Raw genomic sequence first — 26,842 nt, 5'->3', positions numbered from 1 at the left:
GAGGGTATGCGTAGAGCCCTTCAATTGGTTTGGCTGGAGAAGGGCGGCAAGTTGGAAATGGCCGTGGTCTGGCCAGAAAACGGCAGAAACCGTCCAGACACCAGTACTGCGGTGCCTGCGCAGGTGAGGGTGTCGAACCTGTTGCTTCCTTGTTATGAATCGGTTGAGAACGCGCGGACGGTCTTCCGGACGCCTTTAGACTGGCGTCGGGCCCCGGACGGGGTGGCGCGGGTCGGACCGGTCTTCGCCATTCTCGCCGGTGGGCGGGACGGGAAGTTTGTCGGCAATCGGTCGCACTTCCGGGACCTCATCCGCATGGGGAGGCGGCAAGGGCAGTTCGTCTATGTATTGCCGGACGACCAGGTAAATGACAATGAGGTGTGGACGGGGTTTGTGCGCATCCGACCGGGGGTATGGCGTCCGCTTCCTTGCCCGCGCCCGCAGGCGGTTTACAATCGAATTCCGCTGCGGCACCTGGAGAAGACCGAGATGGCGGCGAACGCGCGACGAACTCTGAAAGAATATGGGATTCCCATGTTCAATCCAGAGTACTTTGACAAAGCGGTGCTTTATCGCGTCCTGTCCGGATCGGCTTTGTCGCGCCACTTGCCCGAATCGGCCTTCTCTATCGACGCAATGACCCTAGACCGCATGCTCCAACGGTATCAGGCGGTTTATTTGAAACCCGCAGGCGGCAGTATGGGGCATGGCATCATGCGCATTGAGCGCCAAGGGGAGGGCTATCGCCTGCAGGTGTTAAAGAAGGGGCGAACCCGCACCACCGTGGCATCGGACTTAGCAGAGGTATTGCGCATCATGGAACGGGAGCGGACTGGCGGGGCATATGTGATGCAGGCGGCCAAAGAACTGCTCAAGTGGGAGGGGCATCCGTGTGATTTTCGTGTACTCCTGCAGAAACACCGCGGCATGTGGCGAGTGGTTGGTGTCGGGGTGCGCGTGGCGGGAGACGGAGTGATTACGACGCATGTTCCCAACGGGGGTTCGATTGCGGCCGCGGATTTAGTCCTGCGGCATCACTTTGGGCCTCGGGGGGGCGAGGTCAAGCGCTCGTTGGAGCATATGGCGGTCGCTTGTGCGCGCGCGATTGATCGACACTATCGGGAGCAGCTCGGGGAGATGTCGATGGACATCGGAATTGACCAGGAAGCTCGTCTGTGGTTTTTTGAGGCGAACTCGAAGCCGATGAAGTTTGATGAGCCAGAAATCTGGCGGCAGGGGCTGCGCGGAACCTTGATTCACTTGGCGGAATTGGCCGACCTTGAGCCCGTGCACGCGCGGGTATAGAAGCAACGAAAGGCAGACGACAATTTCTGACGCGTCTTTTTTCCTCATGGTATAATAGGACATTGTAGCAGAATCAATGGTGTAGTTGCGATACCCACAAAGGCTGAACGCCGTGAGGAGGGGAGCGCATGGAAAACCGAATCAAACAACTGCGGGAGGGGCGGCTGATTCCTGGCAAAGGAATCGCGTTTAACACGCACCGGCCCCGCCCGGTTGACTATATTCAGTTTGACGTCGCGTCGATGGTGAAAGGGTACCAGGTAGGCCGGAAAGCGAATGGTGAGCCGTACCGGTATTTGATTAAGACGTATGGTTGTCAGATGAATGAACACGACACCGAGATGATGGCGGGCCTTCTGCAGGCGATGGGCTACGAGCCAGCCGAGGATGTGGAAGTGGCCGATTTCATCCTTTTCAATACCTGTGCGGTGCGAGAGAACGCCGAGGACAAGGTGTTTGGCGAAATTGGTCGTCTGCGTCCGCTCAAGGCCACGCACCCGGAACTGATTCTGGGTTTGTGTGGGTGCATGGCACAGGAGAAGAGTGTACAGGCGATGGTTCGGGACAAGTTTCCGTGGGTGGACTTGGTGTTTGGGACACATAACATCCACCGCTTGCCGCAGCTTCTGACAAGGGCTCGGAACAGCCAGGACACCGTCATGGAAGTCTGGGACGAGGCGGCTGCCACCGTGGAACAGCTGCCCAAGCTGCGCAAAGACCGCGTTCGTGCGTGGGTCAACATCCAGTATGGGTGCAATAAATTTTGCACATACTGCATCGTCCCGTATACCCGAGGGGCGGAGCGCAGCCGTCGTCCGGAAGACATTGTGGCTGAAGTCAGGCAGTTGGCCGAAGAAGGGTTCCGAGAGGTCACCTTACTCGGGCAAAATGTCAATGACTATGGTGTCGACCTGGGGGATGTCACGTTTGCCACACTCCTGCGCCAGGTCAATCAGGTGCCAGGAATTGAGCGAATTCGCTTCACGACGTCCAACCCGTGGAACTTTACCGATGAACTGATGGCCGCAATCGCCGAGTCGGAACACGTCGTAGAACACATTCACTTGCCGGTTCAGTCGGGCAACAACCAGGTATTAAGGCGGATGAACCGTACGTATACACGGGAGTACTACCTCGAGCTGGTGGACAAAATCCGTAGGGCGGTGCCAGGCGTGCAACTGACTACGGATATCATTGTCGGGTTCCCCGGGGAAACGGAAGCCCAATTTGAGGACACGTTGAGCCTGATTGAACAGGTGCGCTTTGACAACGCGTTTACGTTTATCTATTCACCACGCGAAAACACGCCGGCTACACGTTTTGCGGACAATGTGAGCTTGGAAGAAAAGAAGCGGCGCCTGCAGCGTTTGAATGAAGTGCAATATCGAATCAGCCGTGAACTAAATGAACGCATGGTCGGTCAAACGGTCGAAGTTTTGGTGGAAGGACAGAGCAAAACCAACGCGTCGGTGCTCTCCGGCCGCACACGAGGCAACAAGTTGGTCCTGTTCCCGGGCAATCCGGCGTGGACGGGCCGCTTGGCGCAGGTTGAAATCACGGAAGCAAAGACCTGGACGTTGACCGGACGTCTACGCTCCATTGAACCAGCCGCCGATACGGGACAGGAGGAGTTGGCATGAGCCACACTGCCGAGGCTGCGCGGGTTACGCGTGAGGCCATTTTAACCAAGGCAGATGCCATTGCCAAGCAGATTACCGCCTTGGATGCGTACGCGCGGTATTGGCAGGCACGGGAGAAAATGGAGCGGCACAAGCGGGCGCAGGAACTGTTTGAGGAACTCAAGCTCAAAACCAACCAGAGCCTGATTCTCAAGCAGCGTCTGCCGGAAGATCACCCAAAGGTGATGTTGGCAGAGCTCGAAATGCAAGAGGTGGAGAGTGAGCTGTGGAAGATTCCGGTCGCCATGCAGTATAAGGAGGCTCAGGCCGAGCTCAATGAGTGTCTGCAAGGCGTAATTTCCGTTTTGCTGACCCGCATTCGTCAAGCTGTCCCCGTGGAACAAGGACCGCGTCAGGGATGCGGACGCGGCCATGGCGGGCAGGGTTGTGACTGCGGCCGGCGCTAGGCGGTAGCGCCTTGGCGAGATCTCGACCGGACACCCATGGAGGCATTCGTATGTCGTTAACCCCAATGATGAGGCAGTACCAGGAACTCAAGCAGCAGCATCCGGACGCATTGCTGATGTTTCGACTGGGAGATTTCTATGAACTGTTTTTTGAGGACGCGGAGACGGCCAGCCGCATTCTGGACATCACGCTGACCGGTCGTGATGCAGGGAGCGCTGGCCGCGTTCCCATGTGTGGAGTCCCATTTCACAGTGCGGATCAATATATTACGCGCCTGGTGGACCACGGATACGCGGTGGCAATCTGCGAACAGACGGAAGACCCGAAGCAGGCGAAGGGGTTGGTCCGCCGTGAAGTGGTGCGCGTCATCACACCCGGAACCAGTGTGCGCGAGGATGAGGTCGGGCATCGATACTTAATGGCCATCATTTCCCTTTCGGACCGGTTGGGCATCGCCCTGGTGGACGTCGGCACTGGGGATGTCTGGGTCGACGAAACGGATACGGATGACCTGCAGCAAATCCTGCTGCAGTGGTCTCCAGCAGAGGTCCTGATGACTGAGCCTCCTCAATGGCCTTGGTTTGCATCGTGGCGAGACCGTACGAGCGCGCGGATGACGCTGCGTCCGTTCGATCCCGCCCGCGATGACGTGGAGCGGCGCGTGCTCCACCAATTTCACGCGTCGTCTCGGACAAGCCTAGGTTTTGGTGAGACTAGCGCGTCTTTGGCGGCGCTCGGGCTTTTGCTCGCCTACCTGGAAGAGACGCAGAAACAGTTTTTACCTCACCTTCGCCCCCCGCGCCAGCTGCAGTCGGAAACGGTCCTCGTGTTGGACGCCACGGCCCAGTACCATTTGGAGTTGTTGGCCACCGCGCGGACCCGCAAGCGGCAAGGGTCGCTGTTTGGCCTTCTGGCAAAGACGCAAACGGCAATGGGCACGCGCCTCTTGGGTCACTGGATTGAGCGGCCGCTGGCCGAGGTCGCGCCGATTGAGGAACGCCTGGACGCGGTGCAAGCGTTGGTCGAAGACGTGTTCCTGCGGAGCGAACTGCAGTCGTTGTTGAAGCGGGTCTATGACTTGGAACGGTTGGCCGCAAAGGTCTCCTTCCAAACCGCCCACGCGCGTGACCTGCTCGCTTTAGGGCACTCCCTCCAGGTGATTCCGGACATTCAGGAGCGTCTGGCGACGCAGACGTCCAATCTTTTGCGGCGTTTGGGGGCACAGCTGCCCAATCTCGCGCCGCTGGCACAACGGATTTTGAATACCATCGTGGACGATCCGCCCGTGCACCTGCGCGATGGGGGCATCATCCGCGAAGGGGTGGATGACGAGCTCGACGAACTGAGACGGTTGGCCAAGGGCGGTAAGACATGGCTGGCCGCCTTCGAGCAGCAAGAGCGTGAAAGAACAGGGATTAAATCCCTGAAGGTCGGTTACAATCGCGTTTTTGGCTACTACATTGAAGTCTCCAAGGCCAACGCTCACCTGATCCCCGAAGACTATGAACGAAGGCAAACCTTGGCGTCGGCGGAACGGTACGTGGTGCCCGCCCTGAAGGAACAGGAGGCGCGCATTCTCGGCGCGGAAGAACGGGCTATTGAACGGGAATACGAGCTGTTTGTTCAACTCCGTGAAGCGGTTTTGGCGCAAATTGAAGCGATACAGGCAACCGCCTCCATCGTAGCCCAACTCGATGTGCTCTGCGCCTTCGCCATTGTCTCGTCTGAGAATCGGTATGTCCGGCCACGCATTCGGCAGAGGCGCGGCATCCACATTCGTCAAGGGCGACACGCGACCGTCGAGGCGATGCTCGGGGGGAAGTTTGTTCCCAACGATGTACACCTGGACGACGAACGACAGCTGATGCTCATCACCGGTCCCAATATGGCTGGCAAAAGTACATACATGCGGCAAGTGGCGCTGATTGTGGTCATGGCCCAGATGGGCTGTTTTGTGCCGGCCGAGGAAGCGGAAATCGGCCTGGTCGACCGGATCTTCACGCGCATCGGTGCTTCCGACGACTTGTCGCAGGGTCAGAGCACCTTCATGGTCGAGATGGTGGAACTGGCCCAGATCTTGCGGCAGGCCACCCATCGCAGCCTTGTCTTACTAGATGAAATTGGCCGCGGAACGAGTACCTATGATGGGCTGTGCATCGCCGAGGCGGTGGTCGAGCACCTGTTGCAGCCCCAGCTCGAGCCGTTTGTCCTGTTTGCCACCCATTATCACGAACTGACGGAGACGGCGGGACGGCTACCCAAAGTCGTCAACGCCTCGGTTACGGTGCATGAACGGGAGGACACTATCGAGTTTTTACACACCGTCGTCAACCGGCCGGCCGATAAGAGTTACGGCATCCAGGTGGCGAAATTGGCTGGCATACCCGACTCTGTCATCGCGCGGGCGAGCGAACTCCTGCAGGTGCGGGAGCGGCAGTTTCCTGAGAAGACCGCCGAGGTCGCAGAGGCGGCAAAGGTCGCCGAGGCAGAGGCCGCAAAGATGGCTGCTGGTTCGGCCGAGGCAGCGGCAGCCGGACCTCCAGCCAGCCCGACAAATTCGGAGGCCCCGAGGGGATACCCACTCCCCCTGTTTGCAGCCGCATCGATCCCGGTTGTCGAGCGCCTCTGTGCGTTGAATCCGCTGGAAATGACGCCGCTGGAAGCCCTCAATCAGCTTTACGCCCTCTGGAAAGAGGCTCGGGAGGTGATGACGTGGGACGCATCCAAGTGATGCCTCCGTCGCTGGCCAACCAGATTGCCGCCGGAGAGGTGGTGGAGCGGCCCGCGTCGGTGGTCAAAGAGCTGGTGGAAAACAGCCTTGACGCCGAGGCCAAGGCGATTGTCGTGCAATTGGAGGAAGGGGGCATTGCCCGCATTGTCGTCCAGGATGACGGCGTGGGCATGGACGAGCAGGATGCGAAACTGGCGTTCGCACGCCACGCCACCAGCAAGGTGCAGACGCCGCGCGATTTATTTCGCATCGTCACGTTGGGGTTTCGGGGCGAGGCTTTGGCCTCGATTGCGGCGGTGGCGCGTGTGGAGCTATCCACCCGCCCGCACGACGCAGAGACCGGAATCAAGCTGCGCATGGAGGGAAGCGAATGGGTAGGCCATCCCGAACCGGTCGGGATGGCGCCAGGGACCCGCATCGAAGTTTCCGACCTGTTCTTCAATACTCCGGCACGGTTGAAGTATTTGCGTACGGTGGCCACTGAGCAGGCGCGCTGCCTGGAGGTGGTGCAACGCGCGGCCTTGGCCCGGCCGGACGTGGCCTTTCGCTGCGAGGCGTCGGGGCGTATCCTCTTACAGACGCAGGGATCCGGTCGCATGGAAGATGTATTGGCCGCCATCTACGGCCCTGCGGAAGCGAAACAGTTTCTTCCGGTTTCCGCGATCACGCCGGATTATCAATTGAGTGGCCTGATTGGCCGGCCGCTGCAGGGGAGGTCCAGTCGGTTCCACGGCCACCTGTTCATCAATGCGCGACCGATTCGCAATCTCGTCTTGCATCAGGCGGTCGTCGCTGGGTACCAAGGCCGACTGATGATCAACCGTCACCCGATGTACGCCTTGCGCATTCAAATGGACCCGACCTTGGTCGATGTCAACATCCATCCGCACAAAGCGGAGGTTCGCCTGAGCGAGGAGCGCGACGTAGCTCGCCTGGTGGAGGAAGGGGTGCGGGCCGCGTTGCAGGAAGCGCTGCTCATTCCCACCTTACGGCAACCGAGCCGAACCGGCGAGTCGGATGAACGGATGGAATCGTCAAGCCGACGAGAAACACGCGTACAGACCCAATTGGCACTTGAGCGCCCTGCAGCCTTCACCCCGACTCGGTCCGGCGAGGTGAAGCCTCGGTCGTCTGGAATACCTGATCGGCACAGGAAATGGGTGGGTCGCATCTATGGGGAGGTGCATCCGACTCGGTCGGTCACTCCTTTGCAGACGCATATGTCCGCGGAGTTTCCCGGAGAGTCTGCGGATCATGGCAATCCCCAGGTAAGCGATGACCAGGTTGTCGAGAAATCGGATCACAGTGGTGTGCAGACGTCATCGGCCCTCGCACAATCCCCAGCGGCGGAGCACCGTTCACTTCTGACGAGGCTGCGCCCGATTGGTCAGGCGTTGAACACGTATATCATCGCGGAGGATGGGGAGAGCCTGTACCTGATTGACCAACACGCCGCCCACGAGCGGGTCTTGTATGAACGCTTCAAAGCCAGCTTGGAAGCGAAGGATATTCATGTGATTCCTTTGCTGACACCCATCCCACTCACGCTCAGCGAGTCGGCTCGTTCTGCGGTTCTGCAGAAGCGATCACTGTTGGCGGAGATGGGATTGGAGATTGAAGAATTTGGTGCGCGGGATTTGTTGCTTCGAACCATCCCTGAGATTTGGGAGGGGCTGGATATCGCCGCCTTGGCGGAAGACGTGCTCGAGATGCTCAAGGAATATCGTCAGAGTGCAAGTGTCCGGGAGGCCGTGCGGGATCGGATGATCATGCGGGCGTGTAAGGCGGCGATTAAGGCGAATCATCATTTGTCTCAGATGGAGATGGAAGCCCTCTGTGCGTCCTTGGCTGACCTGGAAGACCCGTTCCACTGTCCGCACGGACGACCGGTCATGTTGAAGTGGACCACTCGGGACCTGGAAAAGGGGTTCAAGCGGATTGTCTGATGGCTTGTGGAGACAACTGAGTACCGACCTGGCCGTGTGTATTCCACCTTGGCGGGAGACACCGGCGACCATCTCACGCGCGGAAACCATGGGCGCCTGGTTTGGCGTGCGAACGGTTCACCGGAAAAACCGGAGTCTATCCCGCATCTTTTGCGAGGAACACGTGGAAGTGGTATTGGTGGCGGACGTTCAGCCGACCTGGTATCACGTCCGGGACCCGGAGCATCCGTTCCGGTTTCATCCCGGCATGGGTTTACTGCGCTTACAAGCGATGGAGCGGGGAGAACAAGACCGCTTGCTGGCGGCGGCAAACATTCAGCCTGGGGATTCAGTTTTGGACGCCACGTTAGGGTTGGGGGTCGACGCGCTCGTGCTGGCGGCGGGTGTTAGGGACGAGGGTCACGTCTTGGCCTGTGAGTCTTCCTGGGTCTTGGCACGCACATTTGTATGGGCGCTGCAGCACCGTTTTGAGTATGAACCGTTGGTTGCGGAAGCCCTGGCCAGGGTTCAGGTCCACGAAGCGGATCACCTGGAGGTATTAGCCAAACTCCCCGACGAATCGGTGGATGTGGTTTACTTTGACCCCATGTTTCGCAAACCGACCGATAAAACTACCCCGCTCGATGCCATCCGTCCGTTTGCGGAGCCGCAGCCGCTGCGGGAGGATGCCTGGCGTCAAGCGCAGCGTGTCGCACGGCGGGCGGTCGTGATGAAGGAGCGGCCGGGTAGCGGAGAGTTCGACCGCTTTGGTCTGGTGCCCGATAAACGTAGGGGTCGGTTCGCCTATGGGGTGTGGCGGAAACGATAACGGTGTAACGGTTAGGAGGTGAACGACTTGGAGCGCCGATGGCCGGTGTTGTGCATCGTAGGTCCGACAGCGACCGGCAAGAGTGACCTGGCAGTGCGCGTTGCGCGAGAGGTCGACGGGGAAGTGGTTTCGGCCGATTCGATGCAGGTTTATCGGCACATGGACGTCGGGACCGCGAAGCTGACCCGGGAGGAAATGCAAGGGGTTCCGCATCACCTAATTGATGTGGTCAATCCAGACGAGGTGTTCACGGTAGCGGAATGGAAGCAGAGGGCGGAGCGCGCCATTGTCGAGATTCTCGAACGCGGTCGACTCCCCTTGCTGGTTGGCGGCACTGGCTTGTATATCCGAGCCATTACCGATGACCTCAACTTTGCGGAACGGGATGAAACGGGCCGCATCCGCGAGAAGTGGCAGCGGTATCTGGAGGAGCATGGGCAGGAAGCGCTGTACGCGGTGTTGCAGGAGCGCGATGAAGATACGGCAGCGCGACTGCATCCGAACGATACGCGGCGGGTCATCCGTGCCCTGGAGGTTTCTGAAACCAGGGAGAGGCCGTGGTCCGAAACATATGATTTCCGGGTGCGCGAGGGACGGTTTGAGACCGTGCAGTTTGGCCTGACGATGACCCGCGAGGTTCTGTACCGACGCGTGGAAGCACGCGTAGATAAAATGTTGGAGCAAGGGTTGGTCGCCGAAGTGAAAAAGCTTCTCGAGCATGGCCTCCGACCTGACTTGACTTCCCTGCAGGCCATCGGCTATAAAGAATTGGTGGCCTTCCTCCGTGGAGACCTTTCGTATGAGGAAGCGGTTGCACAGATTAAACGTAATACGCGTCGGTTTGTGAAACGGCAGCTGTCTTGGTTTCGGCGCGATCCGCGCGTGATATGGCTGCGAGTTGCTGCGGATGGTTCCCTGGCTGATGAGGATTATGACCGGGTGGTGGCCGCGGCGAAGCGGTTGGCGGCAGGAATTCGTGGCTCTGACCTCGAATAGTAACAGAGGCAGCAGCTACTTGCGGGAGTGGAGGAGGCCAACATGAGCAAACAGCCAATCAACATTCAGGATACGTTTTTGAATCAGATTCGCAAAGAACGAATCCCCATCACGGTGTATCTCGTGAACGGATTTCAGATTCGCGGCACCTTGCGGGCATTCGACAATTTTACCATAATTTTGGATAGTGATGGGAAGCAACAGATGATTTACAAACATGCTATCTCTACCTTTACGCCAATGCGTAGTGTCAACTTGACGTTAGACGGGGGCAGTGCCAACGCGGAGTGACCCTGCGCTTTAAAAAAGGTGTTGACAAACGGCGGCTCGGTGTGCTAATTTAATTCGTGTCGCCGACGCGGCGCCAGCGTAGCTCAGCAGGTAGAGCAACTGACTTGTAATCAGTAGGTCGCAGGTTCGATTCCTGTCGCTGGCTCCATCGCGGAGGGGTACCAAAGTGGCCAAATGGGGCGGACTGTAAATCCGTTGCGGAAGCTTCGAAGGTTCGAATCCTTCCCCCTCCACCAGGGCGGCACAAGAGCTTTTCGACCCTTGAACGGGTCCTAGGGGCGTAGTTCAGTTGGTAGAACGGCGGTCTCCAAAACCGCATGTCGTGGGTTCGAATCCTGCCGCCCCTGCCATGGTGAGTATGGCGAAGTGGTTAACGCACCGGATTGTGGTTCCGGCATTCGTGGGTTCGATTCCCACTACTCACCCCATATCACTTCTTTTTGATGGGGAGTAGCCAAGTGGTAAGGCAACGGATTTTGGTTCCGTCATTCGAAGGTTCGAGTCCTTCCTCCCCAGCCACACGAAGGGTATTGGATGATCTGGGTGATGCACGAAAGTAGAATGATAGCACCCAGTTTTACGTGCCCGTAGCTCAGCTGGATAGAGTGCTTGACTACGAATCAAGAGGTCGGGAGTTCGAATCTCTCCGGGCACGCCATCGGAGCATAGCGCAGCTTGGTAGCGCGCCTGCCTTGGGAGCAGGAGGTCGTGGGTTCAAATCCCGCTGCTCCGACCAGCAATGGATCGCGAACGGGGGTATAGCTCAGAGGGAGAGCACCTGCTTTGCACGCAGGGGGCCGTCGGTTCGAATCCGACTACCTCCACCATAACCTTCGGTTTGTTCCGTTGCACAAGTGGTGATGACCTGTATTCCCCGATAGCTCAGCGGTAGAGCATCCGGCTGTTAACCGGAGGGTCGTAGGTTCGAATCCTACTCGGGGAGCCAGGCTCCCATAGCTCAGTTGGCAGAGCGCATCCATGGTAAGGATGAGGTCACCAGTTCGAGCCTGGTTGGGAGCTCCACAAGGTAAGCCGCGCATGGACAGCGCGGCTTACTCAATGCCAGTGTTTGGGCGGTTAGCTCAGTTGGGAGAGCACCTGCCTTACAAGCAGGGGGTCAGCGGTTCGAGCCCGTTACCGCCCACCATGAAAAAACCTTGATATGACGCGGATTTTGAGACCTTGGCCGCTCACCACCGAGCGGCCTTTTTCGTAGCTTGTGTGCGTATTGTGTGCGGGCTGTTTGTTCAGCCACGAAATAGCATCCACTGGAGCTTATCTGCAGCACTTTTCTGCATGTCGGGGAGGACGTGGGAGTAGCGGTTGAGTGTCATGTTGACACTGGCATGTCCTAGCCGTTCACTCACGATTTTTGGGTTTTCACCGGCAGCCAGGAGCAACGTGGCGCAGGTATGTCGCAGATCATATAGTCTGATATTCTCTGGGAGGCCAGCAGCCTTCAGAATGGGCTTGAAGTGCCGGCGAATGAGGTTCCGCTTGTGAATCGGTTCTCCATTCTCTGACGTAAAGACCAACCCGTACTCGTGATAATTTGGCCCGGCTTTTTCGTCCTGTCCGCATGACGAGCGTGGGTCAGAATGACTTTGTCGGGGATCACCTGGCGGTCCATGAAGACCAAGCGCAGATGCATCTTCACGCCGGCCTTGGTCTTCCGAAACTCTGCCCACCGATACTGAGATAGGCACATGGTGATCGTGGATGAGTCGACAAGATGAATTCGTCCAAGCTTTTCATTCGCTCACCTCATACCGACCTGGTCATAGATTTGCTGAACGCATTGACGGAAGACGAAATCCATGAACTCCGGCGGCATGTCCCGCGGCCTTCTGGAAAACTGCGCTGTACTTTCTGGCATGATGTGAAGCCCCGTGCTGGATGACATGCCTCGCAGCCCCGGTTTTAAGGACTCCCTGGCGGATTTTGTGGCCAACACGCTCGACCGGGCAGAACGGTTGGAGTTAGAGAAAGCCAGCCTTCAGCAGGAACTGGACGATGTGGAGTGCGAGGTGGCCGAGATTCAATCGGCCATCTCGGAGTTGCATCCGGACTATCAGCAGGTTCTCCGCATGGTGTTTCGCGACGGGCATACTTATCGGAGCGCTGCGTTACGCCTGCATCGAAGCAAGAGCCGTGTACAGGAGATGGTGGAGCGCGCCGTGGTAGAGATGGAGCGTTGGCGGTGAAAAAGCAAAATCGACCGGACAAATGCTGGACAAATACCGGACAAAGACAGGACACAGTATAGTATTTGCCATGTTACTATGGCAGTGTCGAAGATAGGCCCTGCTGGATGAAGGGCTGGCGGGTCTTTGCCATGACGGTACCTGATCCGGCGTGATCGGAGGGCAATCTACATATAAAATAACGAGGAAGAAACTCTGCCTAGTGCCCTCTGGTGGCCAGAAGTGGTGCCAAATATCACTCGAAGCCATGGGGCTCGGTAGTATGTAGGGCAAGAAGCAAACAGACCAAGACCATCGCACTCATCGCACGCCGGTCGGTGTCCTCGCAACTGGGCGGTATTTCACCGATGATAAGTGCCTGATGGTACGGACCGCACCGGCGGGCCATTTTGTGGTGAACAGGGGAGCATCCAACGGCACCGCGGGCTCTCCCCTGTTGAGAGACGGTGCCCGGCTGAGACCTCGCGCGTGCGGTCATGACTATATATCAGACAGATTAGCAGGATAATTGCTGTGATTGGAGAATATTTTGGAGGGGAGGTTGAGAACATGGGAAATATCAAGAAAAGATATGTGCTATGGAACAATAAAGGTGGCGTTGGCAAGAGTACACTCACGTTTCATCTAGGGTCTGAGTATGCAGCTAAACATCCAGATGAAAAAGTATTGATACTTGATCTTTGCCCGCAAGCCAACGCTACTATGACATACTTTGGAGGAGGTACGCAAGGTGAGTCAACTCTCCTCAAAATCCAGACCGATGATAAGCCGAGAACGATAGTTGGTTTCTTCAGTGACCAACTGAGTAATCTCGGTGCTACACGGCCAGCAGAATCGTTAAATGTAAAGCAGTTTGTACATAAAGTATCGGAAATAAATCATAGTCTCCCTGAAAATGTATTCATAATTCCAGGAGACGGAAATCTCGAGATATTGTTATCTGCATTGTCGTACTATGCTAATCCACAAGGGACATTAACAAATACCTGGAGAAACGTTATTCTCTGGGCACGAGATTTATGTGACCTTGTGGCTCAAGAGTTTGATGGGAACATAACCATATTTATTGATACCAACCCCAGTTTTGCACTGTATACACAACAGGCCATAGTGGCTGCAGACAGAATTATAGTTCCCTTTAACGCTGATGATTCATCAAGAACAGGTGTAGGTGCGTTATTTGGATTAGTATACGGAGTGAATATTCCTCATCCCGTGTATCAGAATTACACATTCGCGGCATTAGCTTCTCAAGCTGGGTTAGAACTGCCAAAGGTTCACTTGCTTGTCGGGAACCGGTTTGCCCAATTCCAAGGAACTGCCAAAGCCTTTGCTGGTCTGTCCTCTGTGATTCAGGAAAATGCATGGGTTCAGTTTCAAAAGAATCCTGATCGATTCACACCAAGGGACTCTTCTATTAATACACTACATGAGTTTGTCGCAAATTACCATATCGATTTACGGGATTTTAATTCAGCGGGTGTTGTAGCAGCTAATCAAGGAATACCGCTTACAGAAATGAGACCTGGGCGGTTCAACTTGTATGGGGAAACGGCTCAGGTGAATCCTGACCAGATTGAAAAATGCCGCGCAGCGATCGAAGACGTTGTAAATCGTTTGTAGTTACGTTGCCGCTTAGGCGGGTTTTCTTTTTCCTGAAACCAACTCAACCCAGTTTTTGGAGGTGGGGTGAGATGTAGTGCCTCGCCAGCGCAGCCCGGAACGCGACCGTGCATTTCAGATGTGGCGTGAATCGGGCGGAAAGATGAAGTTGAAGGATATTGCAAAAGCTCTTGGAGTGCTCGACACCCAAGTCCGAAAATGGAAAAACCAAGACCGATGGAATGTACGACTGAACAGTAACGTTACCGAATTGAAAAGTAACGTTACGAAACGACCCGGGGCACCTCGAGGCAATAGGAACGCCGTCGGGAACCGTGGCGGACCAGGCGGGCCGCCCGGTAACAAGAAGGCTGTCGTGACCGGCGAATACTAGGCCATCTATTTGGACGCGCTCGATGAAGAAGAGCGGGTCCTTTTTTCGTTAGTCGATACCGATGTCGCTGCCCAACTCGACCGTGAAATCCGTCTGCTCGAGATTCGCGAACGCCGCATGCTTCAGCGCATCCGGCGCCTGCAGGAAGGTCCGGATATGGTCCTGCAGTTTGAGGATCGGAGCGAACAGTCCAGTGAACTGCATGGAGACACGGATATCCGGAGCGAGCGCCGTGAAGCGGCTCTTGACCGCATCCAGCGCATTGAGGAGGCGTTGACGCGGGTGCAGGAACGCAAGACGACACTGCTCGACCTCAAGCACAAAGTCGAGAAGGTGTCGGACACGGACCCCGGCAGCCTGGACAGCTTGGTCAAGGAGATCCGGGACAGTGGCGATGAATGAGCTTCCAGTGGGGCCGGTTCAGTCCGAAGCAGCTTCGATCGATGCGCGAGAGCGATGCTCGCCTGAACATCTGGGAAGGCGCGGTTCGTTCGGGCAAGACCATAGCCAGCATCGTTCGGTGGTTGGACTACATCGCCACGGGGCCCGTGGGCGACCTGCTGATGGTCGGCAAGACGGAGCGCACGCTTAAGCGCAATATCCTGGACGTCATGGAGCAAATCCTTGGACCGCGGTTATACCACTACAACCGTGGCGAGGGTGACTACGTCTGCGGCCGCCGGATGTACGTGGCCGGCGCGAACGACGAGCGCGCGGAGAATAAAATCCGCGGCTTGACCCTGGCTGGGGCCTACGGCGACGAGATCACGCACTGGCCGGAGGGCTTCTTCCGTATGCTCACGTCCCGCCTGTCGGTGCCGGGGGCCAAGTTCTTCGGCACGACGAACCCGGACAACCCATTTCACTGGCTCAAGATTGGGTATCTCGACCGGCCGGGGTTGGATCTGAAGGCCTGGCATTTCGAACTGGAGGACAATCTCAACCTTGATCCGGCCTATGTCGAGGCGCTCAAGCGTGAGTATACGGGCCTTTGGTACAAGCGGTTCATTTTGGGGTTATGGGTGCAGGCTGAGGGCGCGGTCTACGACATGTGGGGCGAATCGTGGCACGTGGTCAGTGACGTTCCCCACCCGCATGAATGCGACCGGCTTATCGCCGGCGGGGACTATGGGACGACAAACCCAACGACTGTGGAGCTTGTGGGGCGATATGGCGGTCGATGGTACGTCCTGAGCGAGTACTACTTCGACAGTCGGGAAATGGGCCGCCAGAAGACGGACGCTCAGTATGCCGATGACGTAGAAGCATGGCTTGAGGATGTGCGCGACCGGGTGACGATTTACCTGGACCCGGCGGCCGCATCCTTTGCGCTTCAGTTGCGCCGGCGGGGGCTGCACGTGGTCGACGCCGACAATGCAGTGCTGGAAGGCATCCAGCTGGTGGGACGCCTTCTGGCGGATGGGGATCTGTTCGTGCATGAATCCTGGACGCATCTGCGGCGTGAATTCGCGTCCTACGTATGGGACCCTAAGGCCCAACAACGCGGCGAGGACAAGCCGCTCAAACAGAATGCCACGCTTTGGATGCCCTGCGGTATGCGATATACACAAACCTGAATCACCCGCCCATGGATGAGGACATTCGGCAGGCGCTGAAGGGGGTGAGGTTCTATGCCTGATGTGCGCACGAAAACAGTCCGGCACAGCTGGTGGCGGCGCGCCATTGGCGAAATCAATGCACTTCGCCAACAGATGTGGTCCGTGTCGGACTTCACCGCACCGTACACGCCGGACAGCTCCCGGGTGGACTATACGCTGGCCCGGGAACTCTACCGGAATACGAACGAGCAATATAAGCTTGGAGCCGCCTTTGCTAAGCCCATTATTAACACCATAGCTGGGTTCATGGGCGTACCGCACTTCTCGCACGATGATCCGGACGCAGACCAGGTCCTTGAGGAGCACTTCACGCGCTGGCGGGGGAAGCTCCTGCGCACGGTCCGCAACGCGCTGCGAGACGGCGACGTATTCGTGCAGTTGTCACGCTATCCCGACAAATTTAGCAGATTGCTGCAGTTCCAGCTGCAATTGGTCCCGCCGGAGTGGGTGACGCCTGTACTAGACCCCGTTACAGGCGAGTGGGCGCAGGTGGTCATCCGGCACCCTGTCACGCTCCGGGATGCGGACGGGAGAGTCATCCAGCAATACGTGGTCGACGAGACTTGGAACGCGGAGCAGCATGTCATCACGGCCGACAGCCGGGCACCTGCGGAAGTACGGGCCCAGGACAAGACGGAGCCGAATCCATGGGGATTCATCCCCTATCGTCCATTTCAAAAATGAGGCGGAGGAATACCGGATGTACGGTGTCAGCGAATTGGAAGCCGTCGAGCCGTACCTGCGTGCCTATCATGACGTAATGCTGTTTGCCGTACAGGGCTCAAAGATGTTCAGCCGTCCCAAGGTCAAGTTCAAGCTCAAGGACGTGCGCAAATTCCTGGCGGACAACTTTTCGGACGAGGAAGTGAAATCCGGTCGGATCAATTTCTCCGGTCGAGAAATCTTCTTCCTGCAAGACGGGGAGGATGCCGAGTTCATTACGGCGGACAGCGGCCTGGCCGGAGTCACCATGCTACTGAAGTTCCTCTACTTCTGCATTGTGGACGTGACCGAAACCCCGGAGTTTGCTTTCGGCACGGCGGTGCAGTCGTCCAAGGCCAGTGTCAGCGAACAAATGGTGCCGCTCATGCGGAAAATCCACCGCAAGCGCGGCCAGTTCGAGAACCGTTCGGGGAGCTGGCGTCAATGTTTCTGGCGATGTGGGCCAAGGTGGAGAACCGGACCCTGGACAGCTACGACGCCCGTATCGAGTGGGACGAGGTCAGCCTGCAGGATGACGCAGAGGTTGCGACGACCATCAACACACTCATCAACGGCCTGTCCACAGGTGTCGAGGCGGGGCTGGTATCCATCGATGCCGCGGCTGAGTTACTACGGAACTTTGTACCGCAGATGCTCCCGTGGGTGGACCCAGAGGCGGACGAGGATGAACGTCGCCGTGTAGCCCGCGGATTTGCTCTTGTCCAGCGCCTGCGAGACGGGGAAGGCATAGATGGCCTACCCGTGAATTCAAGCGGCGCACAGGGGCAAACCGGCGTGAATCCTGCTGCCCCGGATGATGCCTAATGGAAAAGGTCATCAGTGAGCGTGAGTGGTACGACTTGCTCCCAGACAAGGACTACGCTGATTACCTAATGGCTGCGCGAGACAGGTTGGCCAAGCAGGAGGCAGCCACTGTGCGCCAGGTGAAGGCGGTCTACACCCGCGTGGCCAAGCAACTGCGCGCGGAGATCCAACAGGTGACGCCAGGAACCCTGCGGCGGGGCACCTGACGGCACTCGCCAAGAAACTGGAGCAAGCGGCGGATACGCTGAACAAGGACCTGTTGTCGGCCATTTATTCCGGCATCAAGCTTGCGGCCCAGGATGCCACGGACGGGGCAGAGCAGGTGGCTCTGGACGTGCTCAAGGACGTGTTTGACCAGGCTTCCATCAAGGCTATGTTCGCGTCCATCAACGAGCAGGCCGTTCTGGCCGTATTGTCCCGCACCCGAAACGATGGGCTGAAGGTCTCGGACCGCATTTGGCGTACGTCGCAAAACGCGCGAAATGCCCTGACCAAGATGGTAGAGGACGCCGTGACCCGCGGACTCAACAGCCGGGTATTGGGGCGGCAGGTTCAGCAATACCTGCAACCCGGAGTATGGACAGCGTTTAAGGACGAGACCCGACGAAGTCTGAAGGTGTCGCGCGACATCAGCATGGAGGCTATGCGCCTGGCGGTGACGGAATTGCACCATGCGTTTCATGAAGGCGCGGTGCAATCCTATCGCGCCACCCCCAGTTATGAAGGAGTATACTGGAGGCTGAGCAGCAATCACCCGCACACAGACATTTGTGACACCTATGCCCCCCATGACGGCAATGGTTTTTGGAAAGAGGGGGACGAGCCGAGCAAACCCCATCCATGGTGTCGGTGCGTCATCGTCCCTCGCCTCGAGGACACGGACCAGTTTGTCCAGCGTCTTCGGCAGTGGGTCGACAATCCGCAATCGCAGCCGGACATCGAGAGCTGGTACAATGGCCTGCCGAGGTCGTTCCTGCGGCGGCCAAGTCGCACGGTGCAGATTCCGATTCCTGGCCTGCATGAAGGTCGGAACGTGCCACAGTATGTGCGAGACGTGGAGAACCGTCTTGCTCGTGGCGCGCGAACCTTGGATGATGTGCTTGAGATCGGGGACATCCTCCGCGGAGAGTTGGATCGGCGAATTGGAGAACTCAAGCGTGAGCTGTTGCGGACTGTCAAGCGTAGAAGCCAGATCGCCGAGCAATTGGACAAGAACCGGATGCAAGGTATAACAGCAGATAAGCAGCGCCTGCTGGATGAGTACCGCCAGGTAGAGCAGCGCAGGCGTAAGGCTATGGAGAAGCTACTTGACCGGCCCAATTTGGTGCGGGACATTCTAGATCCGGTTCGAAAGATGAACGATGACACTGAGATCGCCGTCCTGGTAATTTCGGATGATGAAGCCGTGCAACGGCTAAAAGGGCAGCTTCGCTATCTGCCGAAAGATTGGGTCGATGCCTTCCGCGGCAGGCAGATCTTTGCGAAAATGAGCACAGAGAGATCGTACTACCAACAGGGCGGAATGGCAGAGACGATATCTCTGCGGTCTTCGGCGAGTCCGTCTGTGACGCTGCATGAGTTGACGTACCGTTGCGAGGCCTGGGTGCCGAAGCTGGTGCAAATGGAGCAGGCGTTCTACGAATACCGGACGGCGGGTGAACCTCTCAAATGGCTCGGCCCACGGTATGATCCGAACGAGATGACGCGCTTCGACCGGTTCACGGATTCATACATGGGCAAAGACTATGATGGTCGCTTCTTCGAGCTGATGAGCATGGGCATGGAATGGTGTTCTACGGATTGTACGAACCCGAGCGCGATCCCGAATATGTCGCCTGGGTATTGGGGGTGCTGGCAACGGCATGAAGTTCACGGCGCGATTCCGATGGATATATGCAAAAGAGATCGCAGAGGTAACATGGGAGGATGGAAGGCTTTCCGGTGATCCTATTTTGACGCAGCTCATTGAGTCGACGGCCATGGGGCTGGAAGGCATGCCGATAGGCTTTCCGACCTGGGATCAGACGGTGACGAACCATCTCCAGGATCCGTACTCGGCGCTTTACATCATGCGGTTCCGCCTGCCGGAGCCAATAGAATTCCTTGACGAGAGCGGCGATGTGCCAACCCTGCCGCCCGTTCTACCGGGGGCGATACCATGATGCACGAACATTGGCCAAAAGGCATGACACCTCCCATACCTGATACGCCAGAATCGGTCAGCCGTCCAGTGACGCTGGCTGATTTCAATTATGTGGCCGAGATCCGGCGCGCACTCGCGGAGCTACCGTTCGGTGTGCGCATGGTGGCTTGCCACGTCGAAGAAAACGACGGTGAGCCGCCGCGCGTTAGCCTTGCGCTGGAGGTCACGGAAAGGAGGGAGGCGACATGAGCGGGCACATCAGCCGGTACAATCCGCAGTCCAGAACGTTTGTTCGCCAAGGCTAGGGCGGGCAGTGGGCCCCCAAGATCCTATCGCAGAAGCCGGCGACGATAACCACGTTGGCGGCCGCGCAAAAACCATCAAAGTAAGCACAGGTGCCGACTGAACCGGCGCCTTTTTCATGCCCGGAAGGGAGGTGAAGGGATTGGCGTTTGGTGAGATGGTCCGTCTAGAGGCATCTGTAACCGGTGAAATGGGAGTCAACGACGTTCCGGTGGCACCATGGGCCGACCTTTCCAAGATTAAGTCGGGAGACGACGACCCTATGGAGGTTGTCGTGGAAGTCCCTGCTGGGAAGTCCAAACGCGGTTGGAACTACCGTCCAGAGGCACTGCAACGCATTGTCGGCGAGGTCATGACGACAGGACTCCCAGGGTTCCTGGGCCACCAAAAGGCCGAGGACGTCAGCACGCAGTTCCTCCCGCCTGCCACGCATTGGGTCGGTGCGAAGTGGGAGAACGGCAAGGCCTATTTCCGTGGCGTCATCGACAAGGCGGCGGCCGACTTGAAGCGCTGGATTCGCGCCGGTGTCATCCGTCAGGTGTCCATATTCGGTCTGCCGAAGCTGTCGAAATCGACCTGCAGGAGCTTCTTGCCCAACTGCGCCAGCAGTTGCAGGCCAAGAACACGACGATGGCCGCAATCTGCGGCGAGATGGGGTGGGACTTTCAGAACCTGGCCAAGGAGATCGGGGGCGACCAGTACCGTGCGCTGGAGACCCGGGCAAACGTCATCGGTGAGATGGCCGAGCTGTTTGGACTCGGTCGGGACGCACAGCCGGAGGCTGTTCTATCCGCCGTAAAGACCGCACGCGAGATGCAGCTGCAGCAGGCTCGTCAAGCGCATGAACAGCTCATCGACAAGGTGATCGGTGAAATGGTGGTGGCGGAGGCCGCGCGTCTTTTGGTCAAGCGGATGCTCCACGTTCCGGAGAACGCCGACGAGGCGGCCATTCGTAAGGCCGTGGGCGAAATGCTGGAGCAGGAGGACGTCAAGACGGCGCTGTCGGGCCTGTTCAATTCGGCGCCGGTACACGGCCGTCAAGACAACCGTGGAAGTGCCAGCATGGATGGTCTCGCGGTGTCTCGCGTGTCCATCTAATGAATCCATTCTTGGAGGTGTTGTAAGTGGGACGTTTGGTTGCTGAAGGAAAGTCGGTCAAAGTCACGGCCGCAGCTGCGGTCAATCAGGGAGATTTTGTGTTGGAGGGCGGCTTCTTGGGGCTGGCCGTAAATTCTGCGAATGCCAACGAACAGGTCGTGCTGAATATAGAGCCCGGCGAATATGAGACCAGCCAGGTTAACACAGCTGATGCGTTCAACGCAGGGGACGCCGTGTACTTCAATGCGACGAACAAGGTCCTGACCACGGCGGACGGTAGCGGAGCCAATCGCCTAGTCGGGCGCGTGACGGTCGCCAAGGATGCGAACAACGTCATCTGGTTCCTGCTCGGGCCGCAGGTTTAAACGAATCCCACTATGGAGGTGGAATGAATGCCAAAAGTCATTACGCTTGAAACCTAGCGCGCACAGCGCCGCCAGGGTACCCATAACATCCGTGTGACTTATCTCTCTCCTACTGGTGAGATGAAGGCGGTTCAGACACAGATTGTCAACGGTGAAATGGAAGTCTTTCAACTGACGCGACCCATTGGTGAGATGATTACCACGCCTGCTGGACTGGACCAGTTGGTGCAGAAGACGGTTGTGGACTTGCAATTGGGGCGGGAGCAGGTGCCTCTGTTGTACCAACCCATTTACCGCAATATTACGGACGCCAACCTGACCGAGTTTGTGGACATCTCGCCGATGGTGGGCGCGCGCATTGTGTTCTTACAGCACGCCGAACTGGAGGAAGTCAAGTTTGGCACGCGGGTAGTCGGTCCGAAGGATACCGTGCCCATTATCACGTATGCGGCCGGTTTTGAATATACGGAGAACATCCAGGAGTGGGACAAGACCTGGCAGCTGGCCGAGCTGAACCGGGCCATGGGCGAGGCCTATAACGCCCTGCTCAACCACATTCACCTGTCGCCGATCCTCACGTACAACTACGCGGCCAAGAACAAAACGGCGGCGGCGACGGAGGGCGCAACGTATCTGGAGAAGTTGCGTAATACCATCAAGCAGGGTCTCATCGACGCGGCCAAGGACAAAAACAAGGACACCCTGTCTCCGCGCCGTCCGACGGTTCTGCTGGCTCATTCCAGCAACCAGTGGGACATCGAGGAAGCCCTGCAGCGGCAGCAGATTGGCGGGACCATTTATCCGGCCATCAGCCAGATTGACACGCTCATCTTCTACGATGGCTACAGCGTGACGGTGGGCGAGAAAACCTACACATACGACGGAGTCGACCCGGGCAAGGCGTACCTGATCGACCCGCAGAAGTACTTTGTCGAGCTGGTCAAGCACGACCTGCGGGTGGACGCCTCGGGCGCGGACCTGAGCCGCCTGGTGGTGAGCCAGATTGTCGGGCGGGCCCGTCGGGGTGTGTATGCGTCTCCTGCCAACGCCGTGCAGGAATTGACCCTGCCCTAAATCCGGGGGCGCGTCAGAGAAGGCTGCGCAGGTCATGCGGGATAACCTGAACGGTGCTCTGGATCAGCTAAGTGGAGCTGTTGAATCGGTGGAGATCGCGGTTGGGAGCCGGTTCACGCCTGTCCTACAAACCGTCTCAAACGCGCTTGCCGACCTGGTCAGCGCCTTTACATCGCTCCCGGGTCCGGTGCAGAGCTTCATCGCATACGGGGCGGCCGCGGCAGCCGTCCTGTTGTTATTGGCTGGGCCAATGCTCATGCTTATTGGGTTCCTGCCACAAATCGCGGCTGGATTTGGTCTGATTTCGGGAGCTATGGCCGGATTCAGCGCAACGGCTTTGCCGATCCTCGGCATCATCGCTGGAATCGCAGCTGCAGCTGGTCTCCTGTACTTGGCCTGGCAGAACAACTTCGGCGGCATCCGAGACATCACGATGCAACTTTGGAGCCAGATTGAGGCCAAGTTCCAAGAGGTCTACAACTATGTGGCGCCCATCGTTACAAGCCTGATAGCCTATATCACCCAACAGTGGCCGAAACTCCGGACGGAACTGGAGCCGGTGATGCAGTGGCTGGGCGTGATATTCAAGTACGTTTTCAAGTTCGCCGCAGACACAGTGATGTTCTACATCAACTCCATCGTCCTGGTGATCAAAGGCGCGATAAACGTCATCTCGGGTATTATCAAGTTTTTCGTGGCGCTATTCACAGGCGATTGGAAGGGCATGTGGGACGCGGTCAAGCAGATATTTACCGGCGCTGTCCAGCTCCTGCATGGCCTGTTCAATCTGTGGTTTGTTGGTCGAATCGCGGGTCTGCTCGGCAGCTTTGCGTCCAAAGGCCTATCCATCCTCGGGGGTTTCGCGAGTAAGGATTTGGGTTCGCTGGGAAAGTTCGCATCCTCTGCGCTTGGATCTGTCGGCCGGTTTGTATCGGGTTCGGTGAGCCGCATTGGTAATTTTGCAACAAGCGCGCTCAATGCCATTGTGCGGTTTGTTTCGGGAGCCATCTCCCGCATCGCAAGCTGGGCGTCGAGCATGGTCTGCCGAGCGGGCAGTGGTATGAGTCGATTCGTGCGCGGAATTGCAAACGGCGCGAGTCGGGCCATCTCGTACGTCCGAGATATGGCATCCCGAATCGTCAATGCGTTTACGAGTTTGCCAGGGCGTATGGCGTCCATTGGGCGAAACATCGTTTACGGCATCTGGAATGGAATCCACGGCCTTGGAGGGTGGCTGGCCGGTAAGCTCATCAGCTGGGCCAAGGCCATCATTCCTGGTCCGATAGCGAAAGTCTTGGGCATCAACTCTCCGTCCCGCCTCATGGCGGAATACGGCGGATACGTGGTGCAAGGGCTTGCTAAGGGCATGCTCCGAGCTGAGGATTTGGTCAAGTCGGCGTCGGAGCAAATCGCGAACACAATCACGTTTAGTGCTCCATCTCCAGCGCTTGCTGCGGTTTCCGGACGGCAATTTGGGGCGCAACAGATTACCAATAGCAACATGAATCAGTATAACGCCCCGCTCATTTGCACGGTGGTCGTGCGAAACGACAGTGACCTACGAAGCATTCAGAACACCATGCGGCAGCTGTACGAGGAAAACGCGAAAGTGCAGCGGGCCATGGGGAAGGGGCGATGACCATGATTGTCACGGGTCTAATGCCAAACCAATCCCCGGGATTCACGTTTGCCGGTCACCATTCCGGAGAGTTCAATGTTTGGCTGACGCGGTCCAACTTCTACCTCATGCCGTCGACTCGCGACAGGTTTACCAGCCTCGTGGGGCGGCCGGGACAGTTGGACCTGGGTTTCGATTACGATGTTCGGCAAATCAACCTGGACTGTGTGATCTGTGATCTATGCCCGTTCAGAACAGGAATTGCGGCAGCGAGCCCGCGATGTGGCAAGTTGGCTGGACCCGCGCGCCGGGACTCAGCAGCTTGTTCTCGACAGCGAGCTGGACAAATTCTACCTGGTGCGATGCTCCGGGACATCCGAAGTCGAGATGGTGGCCAGACAAGGAAAGTTCACGGTTCCGTTTTTGGCGTCCGATCCATTCGCGTATGCCATCGAGGAAAAACGCATCGAGTGGGAAGCGCCGTACCAGGGGCAAACGTCTCTCGCGAACAATGGCACGGCCGCCTGCCCGCTGGTTATCACACTCAAGGCACCGGGTTCGGCGTCCACGGAGTACGCGGCCACGGGGCTGGGCGTGACGAACTATGGCGCGGCGGGCGGCGAGTCCACCACGGCCGGAGTGACGCTCACCATCGGCGGCGTGTCCGTGACCTACACCGGCAACATCGGAGCAGGTGACATCGTGGTCATCGACACCGGCCACTACACAGTGACGCTGAACGGCGAGAACGCACTCCAGTATTGGCAGGGCGACTTTCCGCAACTTCAACCTGGGCAGAACACGGTCACGGAAATGGACACGGCGGGAGCAGGGGTGAACGTGACTTTTCAGTATCGAGAGAGGTGGATATGAGAAATTGGTAATCGGGAACAAACCTATGAAGCGTCGTGGTGCCTTTTCAATTGCCTTTTTGCAAATAAAATCTCCAGATAACTTGTCTGTTGGCGATCGCAGTGCCGACTGGATAGCATCGGTTCCGCTTGAACAGCGAGTAAAGACATCAGTTAGAGAGGAATTTTGACCTTTTTGTGGAACAACATAAGTAAATATGTTGAATGCGGGTGAGTACATGCTTAGTGCCATAATTGGGAAAGCGGTTGGAAAATTCATTGTGAAAAAAATATTTAATCGTATTTATTATGAGCTTAACAAGAGAGAAGCAGACGATGCTATATTGAAACTCTATGAGGCGACGAGAGGAATACCAGAATGCGAACGAACTTTGGAAAATGATAAACGTGTAGTTCAAAATCTTTTTAGACATGGTAAGATCAATAAAGATCAGCTAGAAGGGCTTATGTTCATGCTTGAACACGCCTATAGTAGGAAAGATGAATTAATTGAGAAGGCCCGCGCTTTCCGGGAACAATATCAAGAAGAGTTTAGTACGAAGACTTTGATGAATTGAGCCAAGGCGAAAAACTGGCCCTGTTTGAAGCTATTAAGAACACGCTTTTCCCTGAACCACGGTTAAAGTTGGACAAAGTGGCGGAAGATGTGCGAGACAGTCGATTTAGTTCAGGGCTGGCGTACGTCCATTGCGGTAGCAAGATGGTAAAACGAAACGGGACGTACCGCAGTCGCCAGAGGTATCTATGTAAGGATTGTGGAAAGTCATTTAACGATATGACCGCAAGCCCACTTGCGGGTACACGTTACTCTGACAAATGGCTGAAGTTTATCGAGTGCATGTTGGATGGTCTGACTCTGCCCAAAATCGCTAAACTGCTTGGTATTCATGTATCCACTGCATTTTATTGGCGACACAAAGTGTTATATGCCCTTCGCTCACTTGGTCACGACACGCTGAACGGGATTGTGGAGTCCGACGAAACCTTCTTCTTGGAGTCTCACAAAGGTCGGAAACCTGTTGCTTTTCGGAAATCGAGGAAGCGCGGCGGTGCAGCGAAGCAACGGGGCATCAGCAAGGAACAAGTGTGCGTTGTGGTTGCGATTGATCGAGACGGAGGCGTTGTTGCACAGAATGCAGGTCGAGGTCGCATTACCGCAACAGAAATCGACGCTGTACTCGGCTCACGCCTTGCACCAGGTTCCTTGCTTTGCACAGACTCCGCACGAAACTACATTGCATTTGCAAGGATGAAGGGACTATATCACGAAGTAATTAATGTGCGGAAAGGTCAGCATGTCCGTAAAGGCATCTACCACGTACAGCACGTGAATTCATATTACAAGCGATTGAAAAAGTGGATGGAACGCTTCCAAGGCGTTGCAACGAAGTATCTGGATAATTATCTGTTCTGGTTCAGATTCTTGGAGCGATACAAACACCTGTCGCCCTATGAAGCAAAACGGGCGTTATTACGAGACATGTCCAAACGTTCTAATCAAGTCACCGTTAGTGTTTTCGGATGGCGTAAAGTATTCGCACTATACTTGCCCCAGAGTCAACCCAGACAGAAGGGATGGGTTAAGATGAAGTAGAGGTGTTTGTGATGCCGGGACGTAAGTGGACAGTGGACGAAAAGATGAACATCGTGCTCGAGGGCATGATGCCCGGTGCGAACATCAGCGAGGTTTGTCGGCGGCATGGCGTGGCCCAGAGTCTGTATTACAGGTGGCGTGAAGCATTCCTGGCTGGTGGACGGGCTGGACTTCAGTCCGGACCCTCTACGAGGGAGCAGGAGCTGGAGAAGGAGTTGCAGGAGGCTCGGGCTAAGATCGGTGAACTTACGATGCAGGTGGATGT

26 protein-coding genes, 11 tRNA genes and 3 pseudogenes are annotated in these 26,842 nt (G+C 56.9%); 38 read left to right on the top strand and 2 right to left on the bottom strand.

The genetic code is table 11. The annotated features are described in order from the left end of the window. The first annotated feature begins 6 nt into the window (after nucleotides 1-6). From H522_RS18550 to H522_RS0108815, 19 genes are all read left to right on the top strand, one after another. Nucleotides 7-1,305: a YheC/YheD family endospore coat-associated protein gene (locus H522_RS18550; protein WP_051344099.1), complete on the top strand. Its 1,299-nt coding sequence runs from the start codon at nucleotides 7-9 to the stop codon at nucleotides 1,303-1,305. A 128-nt stretch (nucleotides 1,306-1,433) separates the two neighbouring features. After that, nucleotides 1,434-2,945 (top strand): tRNA (N6-isopentenyl adenosine(37)-C2)-methylthiotransferase MiaB, encoded by a 1,512-nt coding sequence (gene miaB, locus H522_RS18545; RefSeq protein ID WP_051344098.1) that lies wholly within the window; start codon nucleotides 1,434-1,436, stop codon nucleotides 2,943-2,945. Then, on the top strand, nucleotides 2,942-3,391 hold the full coding sequence (locus H522_RS18540; RefSeq protein ID WP_051344097.1) for a YlbF/YmcA family competence regulator: 450 nt from the start codon (nucleotides 2,942-2,944) through the stop codon (nucleotides 3,389-3,391). Before miaB ends, H522_RS18540 begins: the two co-directional genes overlap by 4 nt. A 50-nt stretch (nucleotides 3,392-3,441) precedes the next feature. Continuing rightward, nucleotides 3,442-6,123, top strand: coding sequence for a DNA mismatch repair protein MutS (mutS, locus tag H522_RS0108890; protein ID WP_026962030.1), 2,682 nt, complete (start codon nucleotides 3,442-3,444; stop codon nucleotides 6,121-6,123). Further along, nucleotides 6,105-8,069, top strand: coding sequence for a DNA mismatch repair endonuclease MutL (mutL, locus tag H522_RS0108885; protein ID WP_245578065.1), 1,965 nt, complete (start codon nucleotides 6,105-6,107; stop codon nucleotides 8,067-8,069). Before mutS ends, mutL begins: the two co-directional genes overlap by 19 nt. Further along, nucleotides 8,062-8,877 (top strand): class I SAM-dependent methyltransferase, encoded by an 816-nt coding sequence (locus tag H522_RS0108880; protein WP_051344096.1) that lies wholly within the window; start codon nucleotides 8,062-8,064, stop codon nucleotides 8,875-8,877. The genes mutL and H522_RS0108880 overlap by 8 nt, the downstream gene beginning before the upstream one ends. Nucleotides 8,878-8,904: 27 nt before the next feature. Further along, nucleotides 8,905-9,873, top strand: coding sequence for a tRNA (adenosine(37)-N6)-dimethylallyltransferase MiaA (gene miaA / locus H522_RS0108875; RefSeq protein WP_026962027.1), 969 nt, complete (start codon nucleotides 8,905-8,907; stop codon nucleotides 9,871-9,873). A 42-nt stretch (nucleotides 9,874-9,915) separates the two neighbouring features. After that, on the top strand, nucleotides 9,916-10,164 hold the full coding sequence (gene hfq, locus H522_RS0108870) for an RNA chaperone Hfq (protein WP_026962026.1): 249 nt from the start codon (nucleotides 9,916-9,918) through the stop codon (nucleotides 10,162-10,164). 72 nt (nucleotides 10,165-10,236) lie between these two features. Beyond that, a tRNA-Thr gene (locus tag H522_RS0108865) sits at nucleotides 10,237-10,312 on the top strand. Between the two features lie 4 nt (nucleotides 10,313-10,316). After that, nucleotides 10,317-10,400 (top strand) — tRNA-Tyr (locus H522_RS0108860). Between the two features lie 38 nt (nucleotides 10,401-10,438). After that, nucleotides 10,439-10,514, top strand: a tRNA-Trp gene (locus H522_RS0108855). Nucleotides 10,515-10,516: 2 nt separating this feature from the next. Beyond that, nucleotides 10,517-10,592: transfer RNA gene (locus H522_RS0108850), tRNA-His, on the top strand. 16 nt (nucleotides 10,593-10,608) lie between these two features. Beyond that, nucleotides 10,609-10,683: transfer RNA gene (locus tag H522_RS0108845), tRNA-Gln, on the top strand. Between the two features lie 62 nt (nucleotides 10,684-10,745). After that, a tRNA-Arg gene (locus tag H522_RS0108840) sits at nucleotides 10,746-10,822 on the top strand. A 1-nt stretch (nucleotide 10,823) separates the two neighbouring features. Then, a tRNA-Pro gene (locus H522_RS0108835) sits at nucleotides 10,824-10,900 on the top strand. A 16-nt stretch (nucleotides 10,901-10,916) separates the two neighbouring features. Further along, nucleotides 10,917-10,991 (top strand) — tRNA-Ala (locus tag H522_RS0108830). A 44-nt stretch (nucleotides 10,992-11,035) separates the two neighbouring features. Beyond that, nucleotides 11,036-11,110: transfer RNA gene (locus tag H522_RS0108825), tRNA-Asn, on the top strand. 1 nt (nucleotide 11,111) lies between these two features. After that, nucleotides 11,112-11,187 (top strand) — tRNA-Thr (locus tag H522_RS0108820). 48 nt (nucleotides 11,188-11,235) lie between these two features. Then, nucleotides 11,236-11,311 (top strand) — tRNA-Val (locus tag H522_RS0108815). A 100-nt stretch (nucleotides 11,312-11,411) separates the two neighbouring features. On the opposite strand, the gene H522_RS21050 is transcribed toward H522_RS0108815, so the two are convergent. Together H522_RS21050 and H522_RS22510 are read right to left on the bottom strand one after the other, a co-directional pair. Beyond that, nucleotides 11,412-11,699, bottom strand: coding sequence for a tyrosine-type recombinase/integrase (locus H522_RS21050; protein ID WP_051344095.1), 288 nt, complete (start codon nucleotides 11,697-11,699; stop codon nucleotides 11,412-11,414). A gap of 29 nt (nucleotides 11,700-11,728) precedes the next feature. Then, nucleotides 11,729-11,890, bottom strand: a pseudogene (locus H522_RS22510) (IS4 family transposase); the annotation flags it as partial. Nucleotides 11,891-12,053: 163 nt separating this feature from the next. Between H522_RS22510 and H522_RS0108805 the strand changes: the two are divergent. The 19 genes and pseudogenes from H522_RS0108805 to H522_RS0108730 all read left to right on the top strand — a co-directional run. After that, the gene (locus tag H522_RS0108805; RefSeq protein ID WP_026962025.1) at nucleotides 12,054-12,368 is read left to right on the top strand and encodes a sigma factor-like helix-turn-helix DNA-binding protein; all 315 of its coding nucleotides are present in this window, start codon (nucleotides 12,054-12,056) and stop codon (nucleotides 12,366-12,368) included. Between the two features lie 549 nt (nucleotides 12,369-12,917). Next, a complete protein-coding gene (locus tag H522_RS0108800; RefSeq protein WP_026962024.1) occupies nucleotides 12,918-13,991 on the top strand; it encodes a ParA family protein in 1,074 nt (357 codons plus the stop codon). Between the two features lie 76 nt (nucleotides 13,992-14,067). Further along, the gene (terS, locus tag H522_RS20510; RefSeq protein WP_051344094.1) at nucleotides 14,068-14,364 is read left to right on the top strand and encodes a phage terminase small subunit; all 297 of its coding nucleotides are present in this window, start codon (nucleotides 14,068-14,070) and stop codon (nucleotides 14,362-14,364) included. A gap of 9 nt (nucleotides 14,365-14,373) precedes the next feature. Further along, nucleotides 14,374-14,766 carry a hypothetical protein gene (locus H522_RS20505; protein ID WP_051344093.1) on the top strand — a complete coding sequence of 131 codons (393 nt, stop codon included), beginning with the start codon at nucleotides 14,374-14,376 and terminating at the stop codon, nucleotides 14,764-14,766. Nucleotides 14,767-14,807: 41 nt separating this feature from the next. Continuing rightward, nucleotides 14,808-15,941, top strand: a complete 1,134-nt coding sequence (locus H522_RS18525; RefSeq protein ID WP_211230668.1) for a PBSX family phage terminase large subunit — start codon at nucleotides 14,808-14,810, stop codon at nucleotides 15,939-15,941. Nucleotides 15,942-15,995: 54 nt separating this feature from the next. Beyond that, entirely contained in the window at nucleotides 15,996-16,667 is a 672-nt protein-coding gene (locus tag H522_RS21940; RefSeq protein WP_211230667.1) for a phage portal protein, read from the top strand. Nucleotides 16,668-17,129: 462 nt separating this feature from the next. Beyond that, nucleotides 17,130-17,510: a hypothetical protein gene (locus tag H522_RS21935; protein WP_211230666.1), complete on the top strand. Its 381-nt coding sequence runs from the start codon at nucleotides 17,130-17,132 to the stop codon at nucleotides 17,508-17,510. After that, nucleotides 17,510-17,716 (top strand): hypothetical protein, encoded by a 207-nt coding sequence (locus tag H522_RS20500; protein WP_051344091.1) that lies wholly within the window; start codon nucleotides 17,510-17,512, stop codon nucleotides 17,714-17,716. Before H522_RS21935 ends, H522_RS20500 begins: the two co-directional genes overlap by 1 nt. 53 nt (nucleotides 17,717-17,769) lie before the next feature. After that, nucleotides 17,770-19,455, top strand: coding sequence for a hypothetical protein (locus H522_RS20495; protein WP_051344090.1), 1,686 nt, complete (start codon nucleotides 17,770-17,772; stop codon nucleotides 19,453-19,455). A 7-nt stretch (nucleotides 19,456-19,462) separates the two neighbouring features. Continuing rightward, nucleotides 19,463-19,672, top strand: coding sequence for a hypothetical protein (locus H522_RS0108775; protein ID WP_026962023.1), 210 nt, complete (start codon nucleotides 19,463-19,465; stop codon nucleotides 19,670-19,672). Continuing rightward, nucleotides 19,669-19,902, top strand: coding sequence for a hypothetical protein (locus H522_RS0108770; RefSeq protein ID WP_026962022.1), 234 nt, complete (start codon nucleotides 19,669-19,671; stop codon nucleotides 19,900-19,902). The genes H522_RS0108775 and H522_RS0108770 overlap by 4 nt, the downstream gene beginning before the upstream one ends. 501 nt (nucleotides 19,903-20,403) lie before the next feature. Continuing rightward, a complete protein-coding gene (locus tag H522_RS21495; protein ID WP_026962021.1) occupies nucleotides 20,404-21,054 on the top strand; it encodes a hypothetical protein in 651 nt (216 codons plus the stop codon). Nucleotides 21,055-21,080: 26 nt separating this feature from the next. Then, nucleotides 21,081-21,419: a DUF2190 family protein gene (locus tag H522_RS0108760; protein WP_026962020.1), complete on the top strand. Its 339-nt coding sequence runs from the start codon at nucleotides 21,081-21,083 to the stop codon at nucleotides 21,417-21,419. Between the two features lie 120 nt (nucleotides 21,420-21,539). Continuing rightward, nucleotides 21,540-22,493, top strand: a complete 954-nt coding sequence (locus H522_RS18510) for a hypothetical protein (RefSeq protein ID WP_211230665.1) — start codon at nucleotides 21,540-21,542, stop codon at nucleotides 22,491-22,493. 13 nt (nucleotides 22,494-22,506) lie between these two features. Next, a pseudogene (locus H522_RS0108750) lies at nucleotides 22,507-24,132 on the top strand (phage tail tape measure protein); the annotation flags it as partial. 213 nt (nucleotides 24,133-24,345) lie between these two features. Continuing rightward, nucleotides 24,346-24,984, top strand: a complete 639-nt coding sequence (locus H522_RS0108745; RefSeq protein WP_026962018.1) for a distal tail protein Dit — start codon at nucleotides 24,346-24,348, stop codon at nucleotides 24,982-24,984. 199 nt (nucleotides 24,985-25,183) lie between these two features. Beyond that, nucleotides 25,184-25,540 carry a hypothetical protein gene (locus H522_RS0108740; protein ID WP_155836306.1) on the top strand — a complete coding sequence of 119 codons (357 nt, stop codon included), beginning with the start codon at nucleotides 25,184-25,186 and terminating at the stop codon, nucleotides 25,538-25,540. Further along, nucleotides 25,537-26,496: pseudogene (locus tag H522_RS18505) on the top strand (IS1595 family transposase); the annotation flags it as partial. The gene H522_RS0108740 and the pseudogene H522_RS18505, both read left to right, overlap by 4 nt. A 92-nt stretch (nucleotides 26,497-26,588) precedes the next feature. Next, nucleotides 26,589-26,842: transposase (locus H522_RS0108730; protein ID WP_026962125.1), on the top strand; the 254-nt coding region annotated here is incomplete at its 3' end.

The sequence above is a fragment of the Alicyclobacillus herbarius DSM 13609 genome, from assembly GCF_000430585.1.
GTDB classification, from domain to species: Bacteria; Bacillota; Bacilli; order Alicyclobacillales; family Alicyclobacillaceae; genus Alicyclobacillus_G; species Alicyclobacillus_G herbarius.
The sequence above is the reverse complement of the archived record's forward strand: the minus strand, read 5'-3'. Positions and strand labels throughout refer to the sequence as shown.

What these genes read in the sequence shown, in the direction of transcription:
- H522_RS18550 (WP_051344099.1), top strand. Translation starts at nt 7, where the DNA reads ATGCGTAGAGCCCTTCAATTGGTTTGGCTGGAGAAGGGCGGCAAGTTG.
- miaB (WP_051344098.1), top strand. Translation starts at nt 1,434, where the DNA reads ATGGAAAACCGAATCAAACAACTGCGGGAGGGGCGGCTGATTCCTGGC.
- H522_RS18540 (WP_051344097.1), top strand. Translation starts at nt 2,942, where the DNA reads ATGAGCCACACTGCCGAGGCTGCGCGGGTTACGCGTGAGGCCATTTTA.
- mutS (WP_026962030.1), top strand. Translation starts at nt 3,442, where the DNA reads ATGTCGTTAACCCCAATGATGAGGCAGTACCAGGAACTCAAGCAGCAG.
- hfq (WP_026962026.1), top strand. Translation starts at nt 9,916, where the DNA reads ATGAGCAAACAGCCAATCAACATTCAGGATACGTTTTTGAATCAGATT.
- H522_RS0108800 (WP_026962024.1), top strand. Translation starts at nt 12,918, where the DNA reads ATGGGAAATATCAAGAAAAGATATGTGCTATGGAACAATAAAGGTGGC.
- H522_RS18525 (WP_211230668.1), top strand. Translation starts at nt 14,808, where the DNA reads ATGCGCGAGAGCGATGCTCGCCTGAACATCTGGGAAGGCGCGGTTCGT.
- H522_RS21940 (WP_211230667.1), top strand. Translation starts at nt 15,996, where the DNA reads ATGCCTGATGTGCGCACGAAAACAGTCCGGCACAGCTGGTGGCGGCGC.
- H522_RS21935 (WP_211230666.1), top strand. Translation starts at nt 17,130, where the DNA reads ATGTTTCTGGCGATGTGGGCCAAGGTGGAGAACCGGACCCTGGACAGC.
- H522_RS20500 (WP_051344091.1), top strand. Translation starts at nt 17,510, where the DNA reads ATGGAAAAGGTCATCAGTGAGCGTGAGTGGTACGACTTGCTCCCAGAC.
- H522_RS0108770 (WP_026962022.1), top strand. Translation starts at nt 19,669, where the DNA reads ATGATGCACGAACATTGGCCAAAAGGCATGACACCTCCCATACCTGAT.
- H522_RS18510 (WP_211230665.1), top strand. Translation starts at nt 21,540, where the DNA reads ATGAAGGCGGTTCAGACACAGATTGTCAACGGTGAAATGGAAGTCTTT.